This is a genomic window from Schlesneria sp. (assembly GCF_036405755.1).
Classification (GTDB): Bacteria; Planctomycetota; Planctomycetia; order Planctomycetales; family Planctomycetaceae; genus Schlesneria; species Schlesneria sphaerica.
In genome coordinates this window covers 1-3,693 of record NZ_DASWWZ010000429.1, presented here as the reverse complement: position 1 = coordinate 3,693, position 3,693 = coordinate 1, and the positions used below count along the sequence as shown (strand labels likewise).

Below are 3,693 nucleotides of genomic sequence, written 5' to 3'. Positions count from 1 at the left end.
GCCTCGTCTTCCTGACCAAAAGGCACGCCGATTTACAACCATCTTAGAAACCGCCGGATACGATGAGTACGTCCGGTGGTGTGGGAGGACGGAGGGGGTAACCCCTCCTCCTACCCGATTTTCAGCAACCCGTGAATGTAGACGTCGCCATCCAGCAGCTCAACCGATGGGCTCTCCAGCGAAGCCAACTCGGGAACGAAATCGATGCCGCGGCCCCCGATCGGAGTGAGTGCCTGAGTGCCTCCCACGAGCTTGGGGGAAATGAACGCATGAAGCTCGTCGATTAATTGATGTTCGAAAAACGCTCCATGGATTCCGCTTCCTCCTTCGATCAGCACGTTCGTCATGCGCCGTCGGCCCAACTCAGCCGCAACCGCTGTGACATCGCAGTGCTGTCGCGAGTCCTCGCTAACGACGACGACTTCCACGCCCGCCTCACTTAATTGCTCGCAACGCTCAGGGGCGGCCTTTCGGGTGGCAAAAAGGAGGACGGGAACTTCGCTTGCGGTGCTCACCAGTTGAGACGTCAGGGGCAACCGCGCGGCTGAATCGATCACGATTCGAACAGCCTGACGGGGGCCGGCTGGACGCGCAGTCAAGCTGGGATCATCGGCCAGGGCCGTCCCGGCGCCGACCAGAATTCCATCCATACGTCCGCGCAACTCATGGACGACGTTCCGTGAACGTTCATTGGAAATCCATTTTGAATGGCCCGTCCGGGTGGCAATCTTGCCATCGAGTGTCATGGCCCATTTGGCGAGAAACCAGGGGCGTTGCTGTGTCATCAACATCATGAAGGGAGCGACGAGACGGCGGGCTTCGTGTTCAAGAATCCCTGTCTCGACTTGTACCCCGGCGTTCAGCAATTCCTGAATGCCCCCCCCATCGACGCGGGGGTTTGGATCTCGCATGGCGGTGACGACTCGTCTGATTCCCGCCGCAATGACGGCTTGTGAACAGGGAGGGGTCTTCCCGAAGTGACAACAGGGTTCGAGTGTGACGTAAAGAGTCGCGCCTGATGCTGCTGTGCCCAGTCCTTCGAGTGCACGTACTTCCGCGTGCGGACCGCCGTAGTATTCGTGCCAGCCTTCGCCCAGGATTGTGCCCTTGGGGTCAACGACGACGGCCCCGACGAGTGGATTTGGTTCGACACGACCAAGACCGCGACCTGCCAGTTCCAGGGCGCGTCGCATCATTTGTTCGTCGAAGGGGCGATCGCTCGACATCGACTGCTGCTTTGCCAATCTTCAATTCAATGTTTTCGGGCAGAGAGGGATCCCGGCCGATTCAAAGGGCTTTGAGAAAGAAGAGAGCAGCGGTCTGGCCGCTGCTCTCTTCTTTTGTCGCGATTACTGACCAGGCAGCCAGAGCTTTCCACCGGCCTGAGAAGTCTCGTTCTGGTCGGATGTCCAAATACCCGCAGAACCGGCTGCCCCGCTTCCGCTGAGGATTTCGATCGAACTCCACGGGGACGGAATATCGAACGCTTCGAGTGTCTGTTCGATGTGGGGGCGGATCTGCGGCACCTTCGGGCCGTAGTAGGTCACGAAGCGATGCAGCAGTTGCTGCAACTTCGGATCAGTCGGGTCTTCCAGACGAGAAGCCAGTTCCGCGAGGTCCCAGGTCCATGCCTGCTGGAAGGCCGTTTTGCCATCCTCAACGCGAAGCTTGCGACCTTGATCAATCCACTCGAAGGCTTCGTCACGCTGTCCGAAGATCGAGCTGAGTTCTGCCAGCGTGCGCATGATTCGAGGCATGTCGAGGTGGTCAGTCAGATTCGGCCGGGCAACCGCAGCTTTGAGGACCTGATAAAGCGTCTCATCGTGCCGGATCAGCATCGATCGGTTGACGACCGTCAGCAATTGCTGATCGCTGAGCTTGTCGATCGGAAGCCGGTGCATCTGCATGACGGACAGGCTGCCGACATTCGTCTCAGGGGTGACTTCAATGGCGGGAAGGGGCTCGATGTTCAGTCGCTTGATTGCTGCAGAGAGAAGTCCACCACGCCCGCGGACCTGACCTGCGGCGTCCAGAGCGTATACGGCTCCCAGCAGCGCGACTTTGTAAGCAGGATCCTTCGCGGCTTGTTCGGGGGTATGGCCTTCCAGGGCACGCAGTGGCAATTGAGGCCACTTTTCGGTGATGACCGTATCCCAGAACCGATTGAAGAGCTTCTGCCGCTGCACGAGGGGCGTCTTCTTGGGGAGATACCAGTTATTGTCGAGGAAGTGGAACTCTTTGGGCGTTCTTCCGACAACTTCGGGTTCGCCCGACGTCGTTGACCACGTTAGCAGATCACCCGCAGCAGCTGAGATGATCGACTTGGCGCGATCGATTGTGGAACCGCGAATTCCCGCGATCACAATCGTGGCAGGGCTATTTCGCTTTTCATCAAGGTCATCGACCACGACTTTGGCGAGGATATGCGGGATTTGTTCCAGTGATATGTTGGAAAAGTCGTCAGGGACTTGATCCGTATCCAGAACCACATAGGCGGCAGCGGGTGTTCTTCCTTCCGGATTTGTCGGAGGTTTCACTCGTTCGATACTGGGGTGCTTGTCCAGTTCGGTGAGCAAACGGGAGACGGAACCGACTTCTCCCTGATAGACGCATTCTTCAATCACATCTTGAGTCGTCAGCTCGTCCTGCAGTTGTGCAAGCGTTTCGCATTCGACGGCCACCGCCAGGTCTTCGTATTGTCGCGCTGCGCGATGCAGGGCCTCGGCCGCGACTTTTTCGTCACCGTCCCAGGCTCGGCAGAGACCGGCGGAGTGCCAGAATTCGGGGCGGGATGAATTGTCATTCGCCAGCGTCGTGAATACGTCGGCCGCGGTGCTCCAGCAACCGACCGCAGCGTACTTCTGTGCCTTTCGCACTTCCTTCTGGACTTCGAGGTCAAGTCCCGGAATGTTGGGCAGTAAATGTGAGCCTCGCATGGGATAGCTGAGGCCGTTTTCGCCGTCCAGTTCCAGCAATTGAACGAACAGTTCCTGCCGACGTTCTTCCGGGGTCAAACGCAGAGCCAGAGCCAGATGTTCGCGAGCGGCCATCATCTGGCCACGTTGCGCGTAATCGATGGCCATCGCGTTGGCCAGGTCGCTCACGAGTCCCGGGAATTTCTTGGCACTTTTCTGGAAAGCACGGTGCACAGCTCGCTTTCCGGCGCTCAAGCCTTCGATGCGAACCATTGCCGCAGCGAACAGAGCGATCGCCAGTTCGTTGTCTGGTTGAGCGTTCAGAAGCTGCTTCAGCACGTCACGTGCGCCAGCGGGATCGTTGAGGTCCAGAAGGACCATGGCCCGTGTCGTTCCGACCCACGGGTTGTTGGGCACCTTCTTTTCGAGTGCTTCCAGTTGTTGAAGTCCGACTCGAGGCTGGTTCCCTTCAATCAACCGGCCAATGCGATCCATTTCTTCGGAGATGGCGTGACAGCAAAACTTAAATTTCTTCCCGCTTCCGCATGGACACGGTGCATAAATATCGACGGACATGATCAATGTCCCTTCCACAAATGAGCGATGGTATTTCCAAAAGTCGACGCCTGTCGGGGCGTAGAATCTTCCGAAACCGCGGGCGCGGTTAAATCGGCTGCAAAGCGAGCCGAATGGGTTACGAAATCAGGTCGACGTGCGCAAGAATCCGACACATCGAAGAAGGCGAGTCTACCAAATTTGTCCTGCTTTGACAGGGGAC

At 57.8% G+C, this 3,693-nt stretch carries 2 protein-coding genes and 1 pseudogene; all 3 read right to left on the bottom strand.

The features are described from left to right. Positions 1-110: 110 nt before the first annotated feature. Positions 111-1,226: a bifunctional diaminohydroxyphosphoribosylaminopyrimidine deaminase/5-amino-6-(5-phosphoribosylamino)uracil reductase RibD gene (gene ribD / locus VGE80_RS14640; protein WP_440593182.1), complete on the bottom strand. Its 1,116-nt coding sequence runs from the start codon at positions 1,224-1,226 to the stop codon at positions 111-113. A 123-nt stretch (positions 1,227-1,349) separates the two neighbouring features. Beyond that, complete coding sequence (locus VGE80_RS14635) at positions 1,350-3,410, bottom strand: tetratricopeptide repeat protein (protein ID WP_440593183.1); 2,061 nt, start codon at positions 3,408-3,410, stop codon at positions 1,350-1,352. Positions 3,411-3,425: 15 nt separating this feature from the next. After that, a pseudogene (locus VGE80_RS14630) lies at positions 3,426-3,491 on the bottom strand (SEC-C metal-binding domain-containing protein); the annotation flags it as partial. Between the last annotated feature and the right edge of the window lie 202 nt (positions 3,492-3,693).

What these genes read in the sequence shown, in the direction of transcription:
- ribD (WP_440593182.1), bottom strand. Translation starts at nt 1,226, where the DNA reads ATGTCGAGCGATCGCCCCTTCGACGAACAAATGATGCGACGCGCCCTG.
- VGE80_RS14635 (WP_440593183.1), bottom strand. Translation starts at nt 3,410, where the DNA reads ATGGATCGCATTGGCCGGTTGATTGAAGGGAACCAGCCTCGAGTCGGA.